At 61.6% G+C, this 15,264-nt stretch carries 18 protein-coding genes; 5 read left to right on the top strand and 13 right to left on the bottom strand.

Annotated features, from left to right (window positions below; translation table 11 throughout):
• Nucleotides 1-326: 326 nt before the first annotated feature.
• From I6E73_RS01915 to I6E73_RS01905, 3 genes are all read left to right on the top strand, one after another.
• The gene (locus I6E73_RS01915; RefSeq protein ID WP_231600509.1) at nucleotides 327-1,784 is read left to right on the top strand and encodes an MFS transporter; all 1,458 of its coding nucleotides are present in this window, start codon (nucleotides 327-329) and stop codon (nucleotides 1,782-1,784) included.
• Between the two features lie 76 nt (nucleotides 1,785-1,860).
• Nucleotides 1,861-2,664 carry an isocitrate lyase/phosphoenolpyruvate mutase family protein gene (locus I6E73_RS01910; protein ID WP_197122675.1) on the top strand — a complete coding sequence of 268 codons (804 nt, stop codon included), beginning with the start codon at nucleotides 1,861-1,863 and terminating at the stop codon, nucleotides 2,662-2,664.
• Nucleotides 2,665-2,692: 28 nt separating this feature from the next.
• Nucleotides 2,693-3,154, top strand: a complete 462-nt coding sequence (locus I6E73_RS01905) for a hypothetical protein (RefSeq protein ID WP_197122673.1) — start codon at nucleotides 2,693-2,695, stop codon at nucleotides 3,152-3,154.
• Here the strand turns inward: I6E73_RS01905 and I6E73_RS01900 are convergent.
• The 5 genes from I6E73_RS01900 to I6E73_RS01880 are packed head-to-tail and all read right to left on the bottom strand — an operon-like array spanning nucleotide 3,151 to nucleotide 7,126.
• Nucleotides 3,151-4,008 (bottom strand): prenyltransferase, encoded by an 858-nt coding sequence (locus tag I6E73_RS01900; RefSeq protein WP_197122671.1) that lies wholly within the window; start codon nucleotides 4,006-4,008, stop codon nucleotides 3,151-3,153. The genes I6E73_RS01905 and I6E73_RS01900 overlap by 4 nt on opposite strands.
• Nucleotides 4,001-4,312, bottom strand: a complete 312-nt coding sequence (locus I6E73_RS01895) for a lycopene cyclase domain-containing protein (protein ID WP_197122669.1) — start codon at nucleotides 4,310-4,312, stop codon at nucleotides 4,001-4,003. The genes I6E73_RS01900 and I6E73_RS01895 overlap by 8 nt, the downstream gene beginning before the upstream one ends.
• Nucleotides 4,309-4,677 (bottom strand): lycopene cyclase domain-containing protein, encoded by a 369-nt coding sequence (locus tag I6E73_RS01890; protein WP_197122667.1) that lies wholly within the window; start codon nucleotides 4,675-4,677, stop codon nucleotides 4,309-4,311. The genes I6E73_RS01895 and I6E73_RS01890 overlap by 4 nt, the downstream gene beginning before the upstream one ends.
• On the bottom strand, nucleotides 4,674-6,263 hold the full coding sequence (gene crtI, locus I6E73_RS01885) for a phytoene desaturase family protein (RefSeq protein WP_197122665.1): 1,590 nt from the start codon (nucleotides 6,261-6,263) through the stop codon (nucleotides 4,674-4,676). Before crtI ends, I6E73_RS01890 begins: the two co-directional genes overlap by 4 nt.
• A complete protein-coding gene (locus I6E73_RS01880) occupies nucleotides 6,260-7,126 on the bottom strand; it encodes a squalene/phytoene synthase family protein (RefSeq protein ID WP_197109256.1) in 867 nt (288 codons plus the stop codon). The genes crtI and I6E73_RS01880 overlap by 4 nt, the downstream gene beginning before the upstream one ends.
• Before the next feature lie 106 nt (nucleotides 7,127-7,232).
• Between I6E73_RS01880 and idi the strand changes: the two genes are divergently transcribed.
• Nucleotides 7,233-7,763, top strand: a complete 531-nt coding sequence (gene idi, locus I6E73_RS01875; RefSeq protein ID WP_197122663.1) for an isopentenyl-diphosphate Delta-isomerase — start codon at nucleotides 7,233-7,235, stop codon at nucleotides 7,761-7,763.
• On the opposite strand, the gene I6E73_RS01870 is transcribed toward idi, so the two are convergent.
• The 4 genes from I6E73_RS01870 to I6E73_RS01855 form a co-directional block, all read right to left on the bottom strand.
• Nucleotides 7,760-8,428, bottom strand: coding sequence for a hypothetical protein (locus I6E73_RS01870; RefSeq protein WP_197122661.1), 669 nt, complete (start codon nucleotides 8,426-8,428; stop codon nucleotides 7,760-7,762). The two genes, idi and I6E73_RS01870, sit on opposite strands and share 4 nt — an antisense overlap.
• Nucleotides 8,429-8,517: 89 nt before the next feature.
• Complete coding sequence (gene dcd / locus I6E73_RS01865; protein WP_010204399.1) at nucleotides 8,518-9,123, bottom strand: dCTP deaminase; 606 nt, start codon at nucleotides 9,121-9,123, stop codon at nucleotides 8,518-8,520.
• A gap of 66 nt (nucleotides 9,124-9,189) precedes the next feature.
• Nucleotides 9,190-9,597 (bottom strand): riboflavin kinase, encoded by a 408-nt coding sequence (locus I6E73_RS01860; protein ID WP_197122659.1) that lies wholly within the window; start codon nucleotides 9,595-9,597, stop codon nucleotides 9,190-9,192.
• Between the two features lie 42 nt (nucleotides 9,598-9,639).
• Nucleotides 9,640-10,134 (bottom strand): flavin reductase family protein, encoded by a 495-nt coding sequence (locus I6E73_RS01855; protein WP_197106769.1) that lies wholly within the window; start codon nucleotides 10,132-10,134, stop codon nucleotides 9,640-9,642.
• A 141-nt stretch (nucleotides 10,135-10,275) separates the two neighbouring features.
• Between I6E73_RS01855 and I6E73_RS01850 the strand changes: the two genes are divergently transcribed.
• Nucleotides 10,276-10,875 (top strand): PadR family transcriptional regulator, encoded by a 600-nt coding sequence (locus I6E73_RS01850; protein WP_197106770.1) that lies wholly within the window; start codon nucleotides 10,276-10,278, stop codon nucleotides 10,873-10,875.
• Here the strand turns inward: I6E73_RS01850 and I6E73_RS01845 are convergent.
• From I6E73_RS01845 to I6E73_RS01830, 4 genes are all read right to left on the bottom strand, one after another.
• The gene (locus I6E73_RS01845) at nucleotides 10,872-12,239 is read right to left on the bottom strand and encodes an NtaA/DmoA family FMN-dependent monooxygenase (protein WP_197122657.1); all 1,368 of its coding nucleotides are present in this window, start codon (nucleotides 12,237-12,239) and stop codon (nucleotides 10,872-10,874) included. The two genes, I6E73_RS01850 and I6E73_RS01845, sit on opposite strands and share 4 nt — an antisense overlap.
• An 86-nt stretch (nucleotides 12,240-12,325) precedes the next feature.
• Nucleotides 12,326-13,183 carry an ABC transporter permease gene (locus I6E73_RS01840; protein WP_197109252.1) on the bottom strand — a complete coding sequence of 286 codons (858 nt, stop codon included), beginning with the start codon at nucleotides 13,181-13,183 and terminating at the stop codon, nucleotides 12,326-12,328.
• 22 nt (nucleotides 13,184-13,205) lie between these two features.
• On the bottom strand, nucleotides 13,206-14,138 hold the full coding sequence (locus I6E73_RS01835; protein WP_197122648.1) for an ABC transporter ATP-binding protein: 933 nt from the start codon (nucleotides 14,136-14,138) through the stop codon (nucleotides 13,206-13,208).
• Complete coding sequence (locus I6E73_RS01830) at nucleotides 14,080-15,183, bottom strand: ABC transporter substrate-binding protein (RefSeq protein ID WP_307784196.1); 1,104 nt, start codon at nucleotides 15,181-15,183, stop codon at nucleotides 14,080-14,082. The genes I6E73_RS01835 and I6E73_RS01830 overlap by 59 nt, the downstream gene beginning before the upstream one ends.
• Nucleotides 15,184-15,264 lie beyond the last annotated feature (81 nt).

The following is a 15,264-nucleotide window of genomic DNA, read 5'->3' as shown; positions in this document are numbered from 1 at the left end:
TACTAGTGTCAAACGTACCCCGGATTGTCCCCTAACGCCTAGATGCCTCCGAATCGAACTAATCCCAAGTTCATTGCGACGAGTGAGCAATTCGGCGGGATCCTCGGACTATTTCTCAGCTTCTTTCGTCAGTTGCCACTTCCCTGGGACCTTCTGTCGCTCAACCGCAGCCGCCGTTCACTGTGCAACAACGCGAACCGGGGGACACCGCGCGCAGCGGAAAGTGGTCTAGTTGTCGAGAGCTTTGTCACCGCAGAATCGGGGACCCAACACGCGCGTCGCATCTTCAGCGCCAATTGTTTACCCCGCACCACTAGCCTGTTCGCATGACGGACAAGACTCCCGACAACGACGTCCCTAGCGTTCCCGCTGTTCCCTGCGTCTCCAACACGCGGGCCATCGGCACCGTGGGGCAGGGGCTCCTCGCTGATTCTCCGATCCCCAAGAGCCGCGTTCGCGCGTGGGCGCTCTGGGATTGGGGCTCCGCCGCGTTCAACGCCGTCGTCACCACTTTTGTGTTCAGCACCTACCTGGCGAGTGGTCTTTTTATCGATCCTGAGATCATTGCCGCCGCCGGTGATGACGAAAAGAATCCCGCGCTCGTGCTCGCGAAGGCCAACAACACCACAGTCATCTCCGGTGCCCTCACTATCGCCGGCATCCTCGTTGCGCTCTTGGCTCCGATTCTTGGTCAGCGTTCCGACGGGTCGGGGCGTCGCAAGCTCTGGCTCGCGATCAACACTGGGCTAGTCGTCGTGGCAATGGGTGCGATGTTCTTCGTCGCCCCCGTACCCTCCTACATTTACCTCGGCGCTGCCCTTCTGGCCGCCGGCAACATCTTCTTCGAGTTCGCCAGCGTCAACTACAACGCGATGCTCGTGCAGGTATCCACGCCCAAGACAGTCGGTCGGGTCTCCGGGTTCGGTTGGGGCATGGGCTACATCGGCGGAATCGTGCTGCTGATCATCCTGCTCGTGTTGTTCATCCAGAACTTCGGAAGCGACACCGGCAACGGCCTCCTGAACGTTCCGTTTGGCACAGAGGGCGGGGCTCTCGACATCCGTTATGCCGTGCTGGCCTCGGCAGCGTGGTTCGCGATCTTCGCTATTCCGGTGCTGATTGCAGTTCCCGAGATTCCTGCGGGAGCTCGTGAAAACCGCGTGAGTTTCTTGGCCAGCTACGCCAAGCTTCTTGGCACCATCAAGACGCTCGCCAAGAAGAGCCCGCAGGTTCTCATGTTCTTGCTCGCCAGCGCGGTCTTCCGTGATGGTCTCGCCGCCGTCTTCACTTTCGGCGCGATCATTGCGGCCCAGGTCTTCGGCTTCAGCCCGAGCGAGGTCATCTACTTCGCGGTGGCCGCCAACTTGGTCGCCGGCATCGGAACCTTTATTGGCGGATGGCTCGACGACACGCTCGGCGCCAAGAACGTGATCATCGGCTCACTGATCGGTCTCGTACTCGCCGGCTTGGCAGTGCTCTTCGTCGGCGACGCCAAAACCGGGTTCTGGATCGCGGGCCTCTTCTTGACCCTCTTCGTCGGGCCCGTTCAAGCAGCAAGCCGCAGCTTCCTCGCTCGCATCACACCGGTCGGGCGTGAAGGCGAGATCTTCGGCCTGTATGCCACAACGGGTCGTGCCGTGAGCTTCCTCGCTCCCGGCCTCTTCACTCTCTTCGTCGCGATGACGGGCGACACTCGCTTTGGCATCGTCGGAATCGTGATCGTGCTGCTCGCCGGCCTCGCGCTCATGCTGCCGGTGAAGGCGAAGCAGTCAGTGATCGACTAGTTCTCGTTCCCGAGAGTGTGCTGGTCACGTCTGAAATTCGCTGGCGCCCAGCGCGCACGCGGAGGATGCTTGGTTCATGACTGAAATCGCCCCCAGCGCCCCCGCCGCCCGCGCGGAACTTCTCCGCTCACTCCACATCCCCGGCACGCCCTTGATCGTCTCCAACGTGTGGGACGCCATCACCGCCCGCATCGTTGCCGAAGCCCCCGGAGTGCGTGCCCTCGCCACCGCGAGCCACGCCGTGAGCTTCGCGCACGGAGTTTCCGACGGCGAAGGCCTGACGGTTGACCAAGCGATCAACGCTGCATCCATCATGTGCAACGCCGTCGAGATTCCTGTCTCTGTGGACTTCGAGAAGGGCTATTCTTCGGATGCCGCCGGCGTGCAAGCAAACGTCGAACGATTGATCGCGGCCGGCGCTGCTGGGCTGAACATCGAAGACAGCTCTGGCCCGGCCAAGGCTCCCCTCTTTGACCTCGAGCATGCGGCCGCCCGCGTTGCTGCGGTCCGCGCAGCAGGCGAGGCTACCGGCGTGCCGATTGCCATCAATGCCCGCGTTGATGTGCTGGCCGGTGGCGGGGAATGGGATGACATGGTCGCCCGAGCGGGCGCCTACCTTGCCGCTGGCGCCGACTGCATTTTCGTTCTCGGTCTCGCCGACGAGCACATGGTCGCCCAAGCGATCGCTCAGATCGATGGGCCCATTTCAGTGATTGGCGGAGCAGGATATGTGCCGTTGAAGACTCTCGCCGAGCTCGGGGTCGCCCGCGTGAGCTTTGGACCGCGCACGCTTGGTCTCACGCTGTCCCACCTGCAGCAGGCCGCCGCGCGGCTTACCGCTCTGGGCGACTACCCCGAAGAACTCGGTTTCTCCTACTAATTCGCGGGGTGAGGAGTACTGTCGGATTATGGACACGCAACAACCCATCAGCTACTGGGTGAAGCTCGTCGATCGCATCGTTGATGAGCTCTTCGCCACCACCCTCGAAGAGCACGGAATCACCCGCCGCCAATGGCAACTGCTCACCGTGCTGTCGAAAGGCGCTGCCGGTGTCGAGCTTCTCGACATCGAAATCGCGCCCTTCTTAGACCGCCCGAATGGTGCGGTTCCTCCGACCCAGGGTTTGCACACCACGTCGCTGGAGTCGCTCACCGAACTCGTCGAAAGCGACTGGCTCACCACCGATGGTGCGCTGTATGAACTCACCGATCGTGGCCGTGTTGTTGTCGACCGCCTCACCATCGTGATTGCCGATGGCCGTCAGAAAGCGACCGAGGGCGTCACGCCTGAGCAGTACGACACGACGGTCACCGTGCTCGAAACCATGGCGAGAAACCTCACCCCGCACCTCACCGGGCGACCCGCTTAGCGGATAAACGCCCACCAGATGAGCAGCATCGTCACGAAGAACCCGGTGACGAAATTGAGGGCTAGGAAGTTCTTCCAGCCGCGGTTTGCTGACTCGGCTGTGGCATCCGTGATGTTCCAGAATGGCGCACACATGGCCGCATAGGGCAGCACGAGAATGGCGGCGAGCGGGCCTGGCCAGGCGGAGAAGAGCAAGAGGATGCCGCCGGTCACGTAAGCCACAACGGCGAAGCGAGTGGTGGCTCGCGCTCCGATTACGGTCGCAATCGACGAGATGTCGGCGGCACGGTCGGCCAGCACATCTTGCACCGCGCCGAAGGCGTGCGAGGCGATTCCCCAGAGGAAGAATGCGCCGAGAACAGCCCAGAGCTGCGGGGTGAACGAGGCTCCCGTCAGCACGAGCGCGTAGATCGCGGGCGAGACAAAGTGCGTGCTTGAGGTCAGCGAGTCGAGGAACGGGCGCTCCTTGAAGCGCAAACCCTTCGCCGAATAAGCGACGACGGCAAACATGCTGATCAGCAACACGAGCCACGAGAGTGGGTTGCCGACGATCACGAGATAGATCAGGAACGGGATGGTCGTGACGGCGGCGGCGATGAGCGTTGGCCGGTGCATCCGCGGGTCAAGAAGGGCACCCTCGACCCCGCCCTTGCGCGGATTGCGCAGGTCAGACTCGTAGTCGAACACGTCGTTGATGCCGTACATCGCCAAGTTGTAGGGCACGAGGAAGAAAATCGTGCCGAGCACGAACGTGAGATCAATCGCGCCCGTGGTCAGGTAGTACGCGGCCGCAAACGGGAACGCCGTATTGACCCAACTGAGGGGACGCGAGGAGAGGAACAGGTCCTTAAGCATTGGAGTCCTTTCGGCGAGAACCCAGCAGCATCCACAAGCACGGCAGACCGACGACGGCCGCGATTGTGTACGCAAAATCTTCGAGCGGGGCGACACCGATGAACGCACCGCTGATGGCCTCCGCGCTGTAGCCGACCAGCCCGACGGAGATCATCACGTTGTCGAAGACCGCGGTCATCACGAGCAAAATGCCCATCGTGATAGCGATGGCGCGCAGCTGCGGCGAGCGCCGACGTACGACAACCGCAATCACGAGAGCCGCAACGAGTCCCAAGAAGACGGCGTTCAGGAGCCAGTAGGTCATGCTGCTCGCCCCTCGGTGGTGTCAGCCGAGCCAACGCTCGCGGACTGAACGGAGGGGTGGGGGCGTTGCCGCGAGAGCGCACCGTAGACGTTCATCGTGAGGTAGCAGAGCAGCGTGAGGAAGAACACTTCTTCGAGCGGAACTTCGGGCGCGACGAGCAGCCCTGTCATGAAGTCGGTCTCTCCCCGAAAGAAGATGCCGAGCCCCACTCCGAAGAGATCCCACACGAGGAAGAACAGAACTCCGACTGGCAGCACGATGCGTGCGCGCCGGGAATCCCGCCAAAAGAACAGCGAGAAACGTCGGTCGAGCACGACCATTCCCGTGAGGGAGATCAGCAGAGCAAGAAGGTAGAGAACAATCACGGCCAGGGCCTCGGTTGGGGCGCGACCACGGGCGTCAGCGGCTCAGCAAGCGGGCCGGCAGAGGTGTCGCCGCGCAGTCGCTTCACGAGCACTTCGGCGCTGATCAAGCACATAGGAAGACCGATGCCCGGGATGGTGGACCCACCAACGTAGTAGAGCCCCGTGACCTTCTTGCTCACGTTGCCCGCGCGGAAAAACGCACTCTGCTTGAGCGTGTGGGCTGGCCCTAGCGCGGTGCCACGCCACGCGTTGAGGTCATCGGCGAAGTCGCCAGGGCCTACCGTGCGGCGCACGGTGATGCGGTCGGCGAGGTCGGGGATGCCGGTCCACTCACTGATCTGTGAGATCACCGAATCGGCGAGCTTTTCGATGCGCTCATCGCCAGCTCCAGCGCCCGCCAGTTGACCGTGACCAATGGTGGGGTCGGCTGGAATCGGCACGAGCACAAACACATTCTCATATCCCTCGGGCGCCACATTCGGGTCAACGCCACTGGGTTTGCAAATGTACAGTGATGCCGGCTCGGGCACCTTGGGCTCGTCACCAAAGATCGCCTCGAAGCCCTCTTGCCAGTCCTTCATGAACAGCAGCGTGTGGTGCTCGAGCTCAGGCAGCTCGCCCTTGACGCCCAAATACAACAGGAGCGCGCTCGGGCCGGGAACCTTCTTCTCCCAGTACTCAGCGGGATAGGTTTGCTCGCTTGACTCCAGCATGGTGGTCTCAGTGTGGTGGAGGTCGGCCGCCGAGACCACGGTCTCGGCGTTCAGGGTGTGACGCTTGCCAGCGGCATCCGTGTACTCAACACCTGTTGCAACGCCATCGACTGTCACGATGCGCGTGACCTTCGAACCGGTGCGGATGTCGACGCCAGCAGCCCGCGCGATGTCGGCAATACTCTCGATTACCCGGGTGAAACCGCCCATGGGGTAAAGCACGCCATCCGCCAGATCGAGGTGGCTCATGAGGTGGTACATGCTCGGCGTGAGATACGGCGAGGAACCGAGGAAAACCGCCGGGTAGCCGAGCACTTTGCGCAGGCGATCGTCTTTAACGGTGCGAGCGACCAGCTTCGACAGGGGCTCGATGAGCAACCGGATGAAGCGTGCCGCCTTCGCGAGCACCTCTTTCGTCGCGCTCGTGCGCAGATCGGCGAAGCTCGTGTAGAGAAAGTACTTCTTGGCGAGCTCGTACGTGTCTTCGGCCGAGGCCAAGTACTTGCGCATGCGGGCACCCGAACCGCGCTCGATGCTCTCGAACAAAGCCAAGTTCTCTTCGAGGTCGGTCGAGATGTCGAGGGATTCTTTCTCTCCCTCGAAGTAGACCCGGTAACCCGGGTCGAGGGTGACGAGCGAAAGTTGCTCGGCGGCACTCGTGCCCATCAGTTTGTAGAAGTGGTCGAAGACCTCAGGCATCAAATACCAGGATGGCCCCGTGTCGAAACGGAACCCGTCGTGCTCCCACGAGCCAGCACGGCCACCCACCTCGGGGCGGCCCTCGAGCAGCGTGACCGAATGGCCCTCTTTGGCCAATAGCGCCGCACTCGCGAGCCCGGCAATTCCGCCACCAATAACAACAACGTCACTCATGATCGAGGGGTAACTCCCATCGCGGCAGCCGCAGCCAACCGCAGTTTCACAACATCTGGAACCCGCACCCGGGTCTTCACCAATTCACTCGCCGGGGTCGCCCGGATGCGCTTGGAGAGTTGGGCAAAGAGGGAATGCGCGAGTGCAACCGCTTTCTTGCTGCTCGCCGGCAGCTCGGCACCGATCGCGGCATCCCGCAGATCGGAGTCGAGATCGTCGAGCAGACGGATCTTCTCCGCTTCAGTGAACGACGCGACATCAATGCCGGGGAAGTAGCTGCGCCCGAGAGTCTCGAAGTCGTCGGCAAGGTCACGCAAGAAGTTGACCTTTTGAAAGGCAGCGCCGAGCGCTTGTGCGCCGTGCTCAAACTTGGCGCGCTGCTCGTCGCTGACATCGTGGCCATGCAAGAAGGCACACAGGCACATGAGACCAACAACCTCAGCGGAGCCGTAGACGTAGCGGTCAAAGCTGGCCTGGTCGTGCTCCTTTTGGCTGAGATCCATGCGCATCGACTCGAAGAAGGGAGCTGTAAGTTCTGCGCCGAACGACACCTCGCGAGCAGTGAGGGCGAAGGCGTGCACGATGAGGTTCGAGCTGAAACCGCTCTCGATCGCATTTTCGGTTTCTCGCTCGAGCTCGTTCAACTGGCGCCCGGTGGCGATCAGGTCGAGTCCGGCCTCTTCAGCCCCACCGTCGACGATTTCGTCGGCAACCCTCACGAGCGCATAAATGTTCTCAACGTGCTGGCGAACATCCGCGCCGAGAAGGCGGGATGCCGCGGAAAATGACGTGGAATAGCTGCGGATGACGATACCGGCCGCGTCTTCGGCGACACGGTCATACAACTTGAGGCGTGAGCTCACGCGCGCCCGCCTTCAGCATGCTCAGGCACATTAGTTAGGCTGAGTGCAGGCCGACACATGGGGTGCGGCATTTCGATTCGTTCCACCTAGGCAGACTATCGCGATCATGAGTGAAATCCCTGAGCAGGTTGTACTTCTCTCCGAGTCCGGCGAGCACATTGGCGTCGCTGACAAGGCCCTCGTTCACACGACCGACACCGCCCTGCACCTCGCGTTCTCGTGCCACGTCTACAACGCCGACGGCAAAGTGCTTGTCACTCGTCGCGCACTCTCCAAGCTCACCTGGCCTGGCGTCTGGACAAACTCGTTTTGCGGGCATCCGGCTCCCGGTGAAGATATGGCGGCGGCGATCATCCGCCGGGCCAAGTACGAGCTCGGAATTACCGTCGACGACGTACAACTCGTGCTGCCCGATTTTCGTTACCGCGCCGTTGACTCCTCCGGCATCGTCGAGAACGAGATTTGCCCCGTCTACCGCGCAGTGACGACGGATACCGCAGCCCCCAACCCGGCCGAGGTCGACGAATTCGACTGGGTCGCCCCTCAATCGCTGCACACCGCAGTGGCCGCAACCCCATTCGCGTTTAGCCCGTGGCTCGGCTGGCAGTTGGAGCAGCTGGACGCTCAGCGCGACTAGTAGCCGCGAGTGGGGTTGAGGGTGCGCACTTCGTCGAGCATCGCGTTGACGACACGCAAGCTGTCTTCGGGCTCGAATAGCTCGGCAAATAGCCACAGGTCATCAACGAGAGCGATCGTGGGGTAGTCGTAGCCGTCGGAGGTCTCTTCTTGTAGCACGAAGGTTTCTACATCACCGTTTGGCGTGCTCTCGTAACCCGCTTCCGCGATCTGATCGCGGAGAGCCGCAGCCTCGACGCTTGATGCGTCAGCGACCATGATCGTAAAGAACGAGTGGAAGTTGTCGGGGTAGCCCCAGATGCACTGATCGCGCTGCGCGACCGTGTCGAGGATGGTGTCGAAGCCTTGAGCGTGAAGCGCCCACGGCACTTCTTCCGGCCCCTGATCGCCCTCAGTGGGAAGCAGTTCGCCTCGGTCGCCTAAGTATTCCAGCGCGATGCTTTCGGGCAACATTTGCTCGCAATTCGGCACGACGAGCGGCTCTGCCGCCGGCGCTGCCGTTGGTTCAACCGGACTAGAGGTTGGCTGGTCTGAAGCGTCAGCACCGTCCACCGGAAGGGTGCAACCGGTCAACGAAATTGCGACGAGAGCCGCAGATGCTGCAGCAAGAATACGACGAGTAGAGGGTCGCGCTGAGGGTACTCCTGACCCCGCAAATGTGTTCATGAACGCAATAGTATGCGAGAGTGAGAATTAAACAACTATCGAAGTTGGAATCGTGATCTAACGTTCAATCTTGCGTGACCAGGACAGGTTTAGCCCCCGAGCGAACCCGCGTCATTCGCTCGCACGTCGGTGCGGTGAAAGTTCTGGAAGCTGCGACTAGCCGTTGGACCACGCTGGCCCTGATAGCGCGAACCGTACTGCCCCGAGCCGTAAGGCGACTCAACCGGCGACGTGGTCTTGATGAAGCACAGCTGCCCAATTTTCATGCCTGGCCAGAGCTTGATCGGCAAGGTCGCCACATTGCTGAGTTCGAGGGTGACGTGACCCGAGAAGCCAGGGTCAACGAAGCCGGCAGTCGAGTGCGTGAGCAGACCGAGGCGCCCGAGTGAACTCTTGCCCTCGAGGCGAGCCGCAACGTCGTCGGGCAAAGTCACGAGTTCGAACGTGGAACCGAGCACAAACTCACCGGGGTGAAGGATGAACGGCTGGTCGGCATCCACCTCCATGAGGTGAGTGAGGTCTGGCTGATCTACGGCCGGGTCAATGAATGGGTATTTGTGGTTATCGAACAGGCGGAAGAAGCGATCGAGCCGCACATCAACACTCGACGGTTGCACCATGTCGAGATCGAGAGGGTCAAGGCCGATGCGGCCAGTGGCAAGTTCGGCCCGGATGTCGCGATCACTGAGAAGCATGGCCTAAGACTAACGAAATCCCGGCTGCGTAGTGCTCAGATGAGCGAATCTGGGGAGCCGCGAAAGTTACGGGTGCTGCGCCGGAAGAGCGAGAGCGATGCGCGAGGCCGCGACATCCGCCGCCGTCTTCTCGATGAGTTCGTCGAGGCTCTCGTAACGGAACATTCCCCGCAACCAGGCGTGCACCGTGAACTCAACCTCGGCGCCGTAGAGATCGCTGTCGAAATCATGAATAAAGGCTTCGACTCGACGCTCGGTCACGTCGTCAAAAGTGGGGTTGTCACCGATGCTGATGGTCGCGCCATGACGGGTGGCAGCTGGCGGGAAGGTCACCCAGCACGCGTAGACACCGTCGACAGGCAACGCCGCGTGGTCGGTGACCGCAATATTCGCGGTGGGAAATCCCAGTTCGCGACCACGCTTATCGCCGTGCACCACGATGCCACGAAAGCTCAGCGTCGGTGGATGCTCCATTAGCCCAACCCTAGCGGCGGGCCTGCCGAGCACGCTCGCGGCCTACAGCCCGCGGAACTGGCTGAGGTGAAAGACAAGAGGGGTGACTTCAGGGAATGCCTCGGAGTGGATGACTTCGAGAGTCACGATCTCGTGGTCGCCGCCATCAAAGCTGTTGCGGATCTCGCACTCAAGCCAGAGCGCGGCGCCATCCATATGTATTGCTCCACCTTCGGTGGCACGCCACGCGATGTCGGCGAAGCGGTCGCCGGTGCGGGACGCCAGACTGCGGGCAGTGCTCTCTTGATCGGCGCCGAGCACGCTCAGACCAATGCGAGTGGCGCGAGCGAGCACGGGCCACGTGGTGGAGGTGCGCGCAGGACACACGGCCACGAGGGGTGGGTCGAGGGACACGGAGGTGAAGGAATTGACCGCGATGCCGGTTGGCGCGCCGTCAACGACGGCGGCGAGAGCGACGACGCCGGTGGGGAAGAGCGAGAGTGCTCGGCGAAGAGCAACCTGGGGTGGAACTTCTTCCGCGGTGGTCTGATGCGACATGGGCGGACTCCTTTGCTTGAAATGTTCAACCAGCGACTGCTAGTCAAGTTTGAACATATGACTACATGTTAGTCATTTTTGATCATGTAAACAACTGACTTTCTGCCCTGCACGCACACCGCTTGGCCTACGATTGGGGGCATGTCGACTACAACTCGCTTGGTCGTGCTGGGAGCTGTAAACCAGTTCCAGCCAGTTCACGGCTACTTCCTGCGCCGCGAACTCATGACCTGGCACATCGACGAATGGGCCAACATCCAACCCGGCTCGATCTACAACGCGCTGCGATCGCTTACCAACGACGGTTACCTCGCAGAGAACGGCACCGAATCTGCCGGCAACCGACCCGAGCGCACGACCTACCGCGTCACCGAAGCCGGCGAAGTTGAACTGCTCCGGATGCTGCGCGATGCCCTCTGGACGGTCGAGGTCTTCGACACCAAACCGGTCATGGTGCTCACCTCGTTTATGTACGCCCTGCAGCGCGAAGAAGTGCTCGCCGGCCTTGAGCATCGCGTCACCGAAATCGACGCCCGCATTGCCAGCAACGCCTATCACATCGGTGATGTTGCGACCTCGACTTCCACTCCCGCCTACGTGCGCGAAATCTTCGAACTTGCGACATCTCGCTTGCGCGGAGAACAGCAGTGGGCTCGCGACGTGATCGGTCGCATCCGTTCCGGCGACTACGTCTTTGCCGGAGAGGATGGCGACCGTCCCGCTCGACGCGCTACCAGCTAGCTCGTCGCTTCGACCGCGGCTGTCGCCCGGTAGGCGGCACCCGGATGGTCGTCGCGCAAGATCGAATCGTCGGTGCCGAGCAAACGCTCGCGCAACGTCGGAGCGTCGTAGCCTTCGCCAGCAACTCCCCGCTCGCGCAAAATCGGCAGCACCTTCTCAATGAACTCGACCGTCGAACTGGGCTGGATCATCGGCGTCAGCAAGAAGCCGTCGAGGTCAGCACCCTCAGCGAGAGCGATCATCTCGTCAGCGATCTGCTCAGCAGTGCCCACGAACGGCTTGCTGCGCACACCGTTGCCGTGCCACTGAGCGAGAACATCGCCAACAGTCTGGTCGCCGAAGCGGGTGACCTGAGTCTGCGAAAGCTCAGTGTGGAGCTCCTTCATCGGGGTTGCCGGGTCGAAGGATGAGAGATCGAGGCCCGTGAACCACGCGTAGGAGGCGACAGCAACGTCGGGGCTCTCGGCATCCAGCACCGCTTGCAGCTTGGCTTTGGCTTCATCTTCGGTGTCGCCGATCACGCACGTGAAGGCCGACATGATCTTGACCGAGTCGGCAGCGCGACCGTTCTTGACGGCTTCTTCGCGGATGGATGCGACCTGCTCGGCCACCTTCTCCACCGCTCCGCCACCGAGGAAGACGGCCTCGCCGTGCTTGCCACCGAATTCGCGACCGCGCGGTGAGGTGCCGGCCTGGAAGAGCACCGGGGTGCCCTGCGGTGAGTACGACGAGTTTCCGTAGCCGTGCGATTTGAAGTACGGCCCGTCGTGCTCAATGCGGTGCACCTTGGCCGGGTCGGCGAAGCGACCCTTCTTGTCGCGCTCGAGAGCGTCACGCTCCCAGGCACCCTCCCACAGTTTGTAGACGACCTCCATGAAGTCATCGGCCATGTCGTAGCGCTCGTCGTGCGCGACCATCGGAACACCAAACGCCTGCGATGCCGTCTCGGCGGTTCCCGTCGTCACGACGTTCCATCCGATTCGGCCACCCGAAAGGTGGTCGAGGCTCGCAATGCGGCGAGCAAAAGCGTAGGGCTGCTCAAGAAGAGTGGATCCCGTGAGCACGAGTCCGAGGTTCGTGGTGGTCGAGATGAGGGCAGCAGCCAGAATCGCGGGATCAAGACGGGGCAGGTCGAGGCCCTCGACCGAGCAGATCTCGGGACGCTCACCGTTGACATCAGCCCAGCCCCAGGCATCCGCCAAGAACATGAAGTCGAAGCCGGCCTCTTCACAGATGGTCGTGATCTCACGCCAGTAGTCGAGGCGGTCGAACATGTCGCGCTTGTTGTCGGGATGACGCCACGTGGACGTTCCCGAGTCGTTGGCCTGGGGGTTTTCGAATAGACCGAAGCGAAGCTTCTTCATGGTGAAACCTTTCGTAGTGGTGAAAAAGTCAGGTGGTGGTGAAAAAAGTCAGAGTGGTAGCGGGAAAAGGTGGGCGGAGCCGAAAACTAGCGGCCGACGGCGGCTCCATCGCTCCACCACAGCACTCGCTTGCGCACGAGAGCGAGCAGTGAAATGAGCACGACGCCCATGAAGCAGAGCAAGGTGATGCTGGCCCAGGTGACGGGCAAGTTGGCTTGGGCTGCGGCGATCGTCACGAGGGATCCGAGCCCCGCCTGTTGGCCGGCGGCGACAAACTCGGCAACGGCTGCACCGACGATCGCGAGCGGAAGAGCAATGCGCAGTCCCGCGAACACGTAGGGCATTGAACCGGTGAAACGCAGGTCGCGGAAGATTTCCCAGCGGCTGGCATGCAGTGTCTTCATCACGTCGAGAGCTCGGTCATCCACATCTCGCAGCCCGGCAAGCGAGTTGACGAGCATCGGGAAGAACACGACCAGGGCGGTCACGATGAACTTGGGCGTCATGCCGAAGCCGAAGGCCACGACCAGGGCCGGCGCGATGGCCACGATTGGCGTAACCATGACGACAACGACAAGCGGCATGACCGCGCGTTCCATGACCTGAAACTCAGCCATGATGATCGCCAAAATGAACCCGGCGATAATGCCCGAGCTTGCACCCACGAGAACCTCAAGCCCCGTCACGAGCATGTTCGCCCAGTAGGTGTCGGCATCGTTGATCAGGCTGACCCAGACCTGGTCGATAGTCGGAATCACATACGGGTTCGCGATCGCGGTGATCTGCCAGAGGGCTGCCGCAATCACAAAGGTGATGACGGCGGGAGCCCAGTTGCTCCAGCGCAGATTCTGTTTGAACTTGGCGGAGGCCAACGGTGAAAAGCGGCGGCCGGTAGCGCTCGTGGCCGCCTGAACGGCGAGCGCTGACGTGTCGGTTGTTGACATGGTGTCCTCGTTCTTGCGTGACTTAGGCACTCTTTTGTCCCATCACTTCGCGCAGCGTGCCACGAACTTGGCCTTCAAGGTCACGGAATTCGTCGGTCGCGTACACGTCGATCGTGCGAGGGCGCGGCAGGGGAACATCGATGATCTCGGCGATGTGGCCCGGGTGGGCTCCCATCACGACGATGCGGTCAGAGAGCATGATTGCCTCCGGCACCGAGTGAGTCACGAACATGACGGCCTTGCGGTTGGACTGCCAGAAATCGAGCAATCCCAAACGTTGAGCGTCACGGTTCATCTCGTCGAGCGCCGAGAAGGGCTCGTCCATGAGCAACACACTCGGGTCGAACACGAACGCGCGGGCAATAGCGACGCGCTGCTGCATCCCACCCGAAAGCTGACCGGGATACTTGTCGAGCGCAGCGCCCAGCCCGAACGACTCCAGAATCTCGCGAGGGTCTCGTAGGTTGCGGTTCGCATTCGCTTTCGGGTTCACCGTCATCGGCAGCCGCACATTGTCGAGCACCGTGCGCCACGGGAGCAGCGCCGGAGACTGAGGAACAAGACCGATCATCTTGTTCTTCGTCGCGGCTTTCACCGTCATCCCGTCGACCATGACGGTGCCGCTGTCGGCGTCGATGAGGCCGGCGACCGTCTTGAGCAGTGTCGACTTGCCGCAGCCGCTCGGTCCGATCACGGAGACAAACTCGCCCATCTTGATCGAGAGGCTCACCTGATTGAGCACGAGCGTGCGAGCCCCATCGGGGCCGAAGCTCTTAGAGACGTTCTCGATATGAACGCCCGCGTGTGGCTGTGCGGTTTCCACAGTTACTCCCTGAGTTGTGAAGCCGGATGCCGCACCGGGTGGGTTGGTGCGGCATCCGAGCGGGATGGTCGGGTTAGTTGCCCGGCCAGATGAGTTCGCCGTCTGCGTAAAGATCAGCGACAAGCGTTTCATCCATCATGTCGGTGATAGCGGGAAGGGTGTCAACGTTGCCGAACTTCTTCACGAGTTCGTACTCGGCCTCCCAGTCAGCGGCGGTCTGGGTTCCGGGGAGCCCGCTGTTGCTGTCCTTGACCCACTGCGATTCCACATTCCAGGTGCGCTCGAGCTGATCGCGCGGGAAGGCGGAACCTTGACCGTTGTCTTCGGCGAGCTGCGCGATCATGTCGATGCATTCGTCGGAGCTGTCGAGGCAGAACTGCAGGGCGTGCAGTGAGGCGCGCATGAAGTCTGCGGCGACTTCGCGGTTGTCGGCGAGAAACTCGGAGTTGACCTCCATCACGTTATAGGTGCCTTCGACGCCCACATCAGAGGGGAAGAACTCACTAAACGGCAGCCCCTGAGCGCGAAGGTTCTCGGGCTGGTTCGAGGCATAGCCGACGATCGCATCGACCTGTCCACGGGTGACCACGGTGGGATCGTAGTTGGTCATCTTGATCAGTTCGACCTTGCTGACATCGACGTCAGCGGCATCCAACATGGCGGAGGCGATCGGAGTGAGGTTGATGAAGTAGCCGAGCGAGCCACCTTCGAGGTCCTTGAGGCTCTCGATCTTTTCGTTGGCGAAGATCGAGAATGGCGGGGTGTTGCCGTAGGTCGCTACCGCGGTGAGGTTCTTACTGTTGGCGGCGGCGAGCATGACATCGGATGCCGAACCGAGCGCGGTGAACTCGGCCTGCCCTGAAGAAACGAGCTGCTGCCCGTTCGCTCCCGAGGCGTTGATCTCGACGTCGAGGCACAGGTCCTTGAAGTAGCCGAGCTCTTCGGCGAGGAATACGTCGAGCTGACCGGCGCTGGCGGAGTAGCCGTAGCCGGAGATGTAGGTGATGGTGCCGGCCGCGGCGTTGCGGTCACAGGCCTCCTGCGAAATCAGGAGGTCGTCGGCGTCGGGTGTTGCTACTTCGGCTGGCGCTGTGCAGGCGGAGAGCGTGAGTGCTGTGGCCAAGAGTCCTGCGATGCCGAGGCCTCGCAGTTTCTTGGAATCAAGAGGTGTGTTCACTTGGATCCAGGTTCCTTCCTAGGCCTTATCCGTCATTGGATGGCTAGACAAAACGTACATGATCAAGATTGACTGTGCAAA

It is taken from the genome of Salinibacterium sp. SWN248, from assembly GCF_015864575.1.
Classification (GTDB): Bacteria; Actinomycetota; Actinomycetes; order Actinomycetales; family Microbacteriaceae; genus Rhodoglobus.
This window is presented reverse-complemented; position numbering and strand designations above follow the sequence as displayed.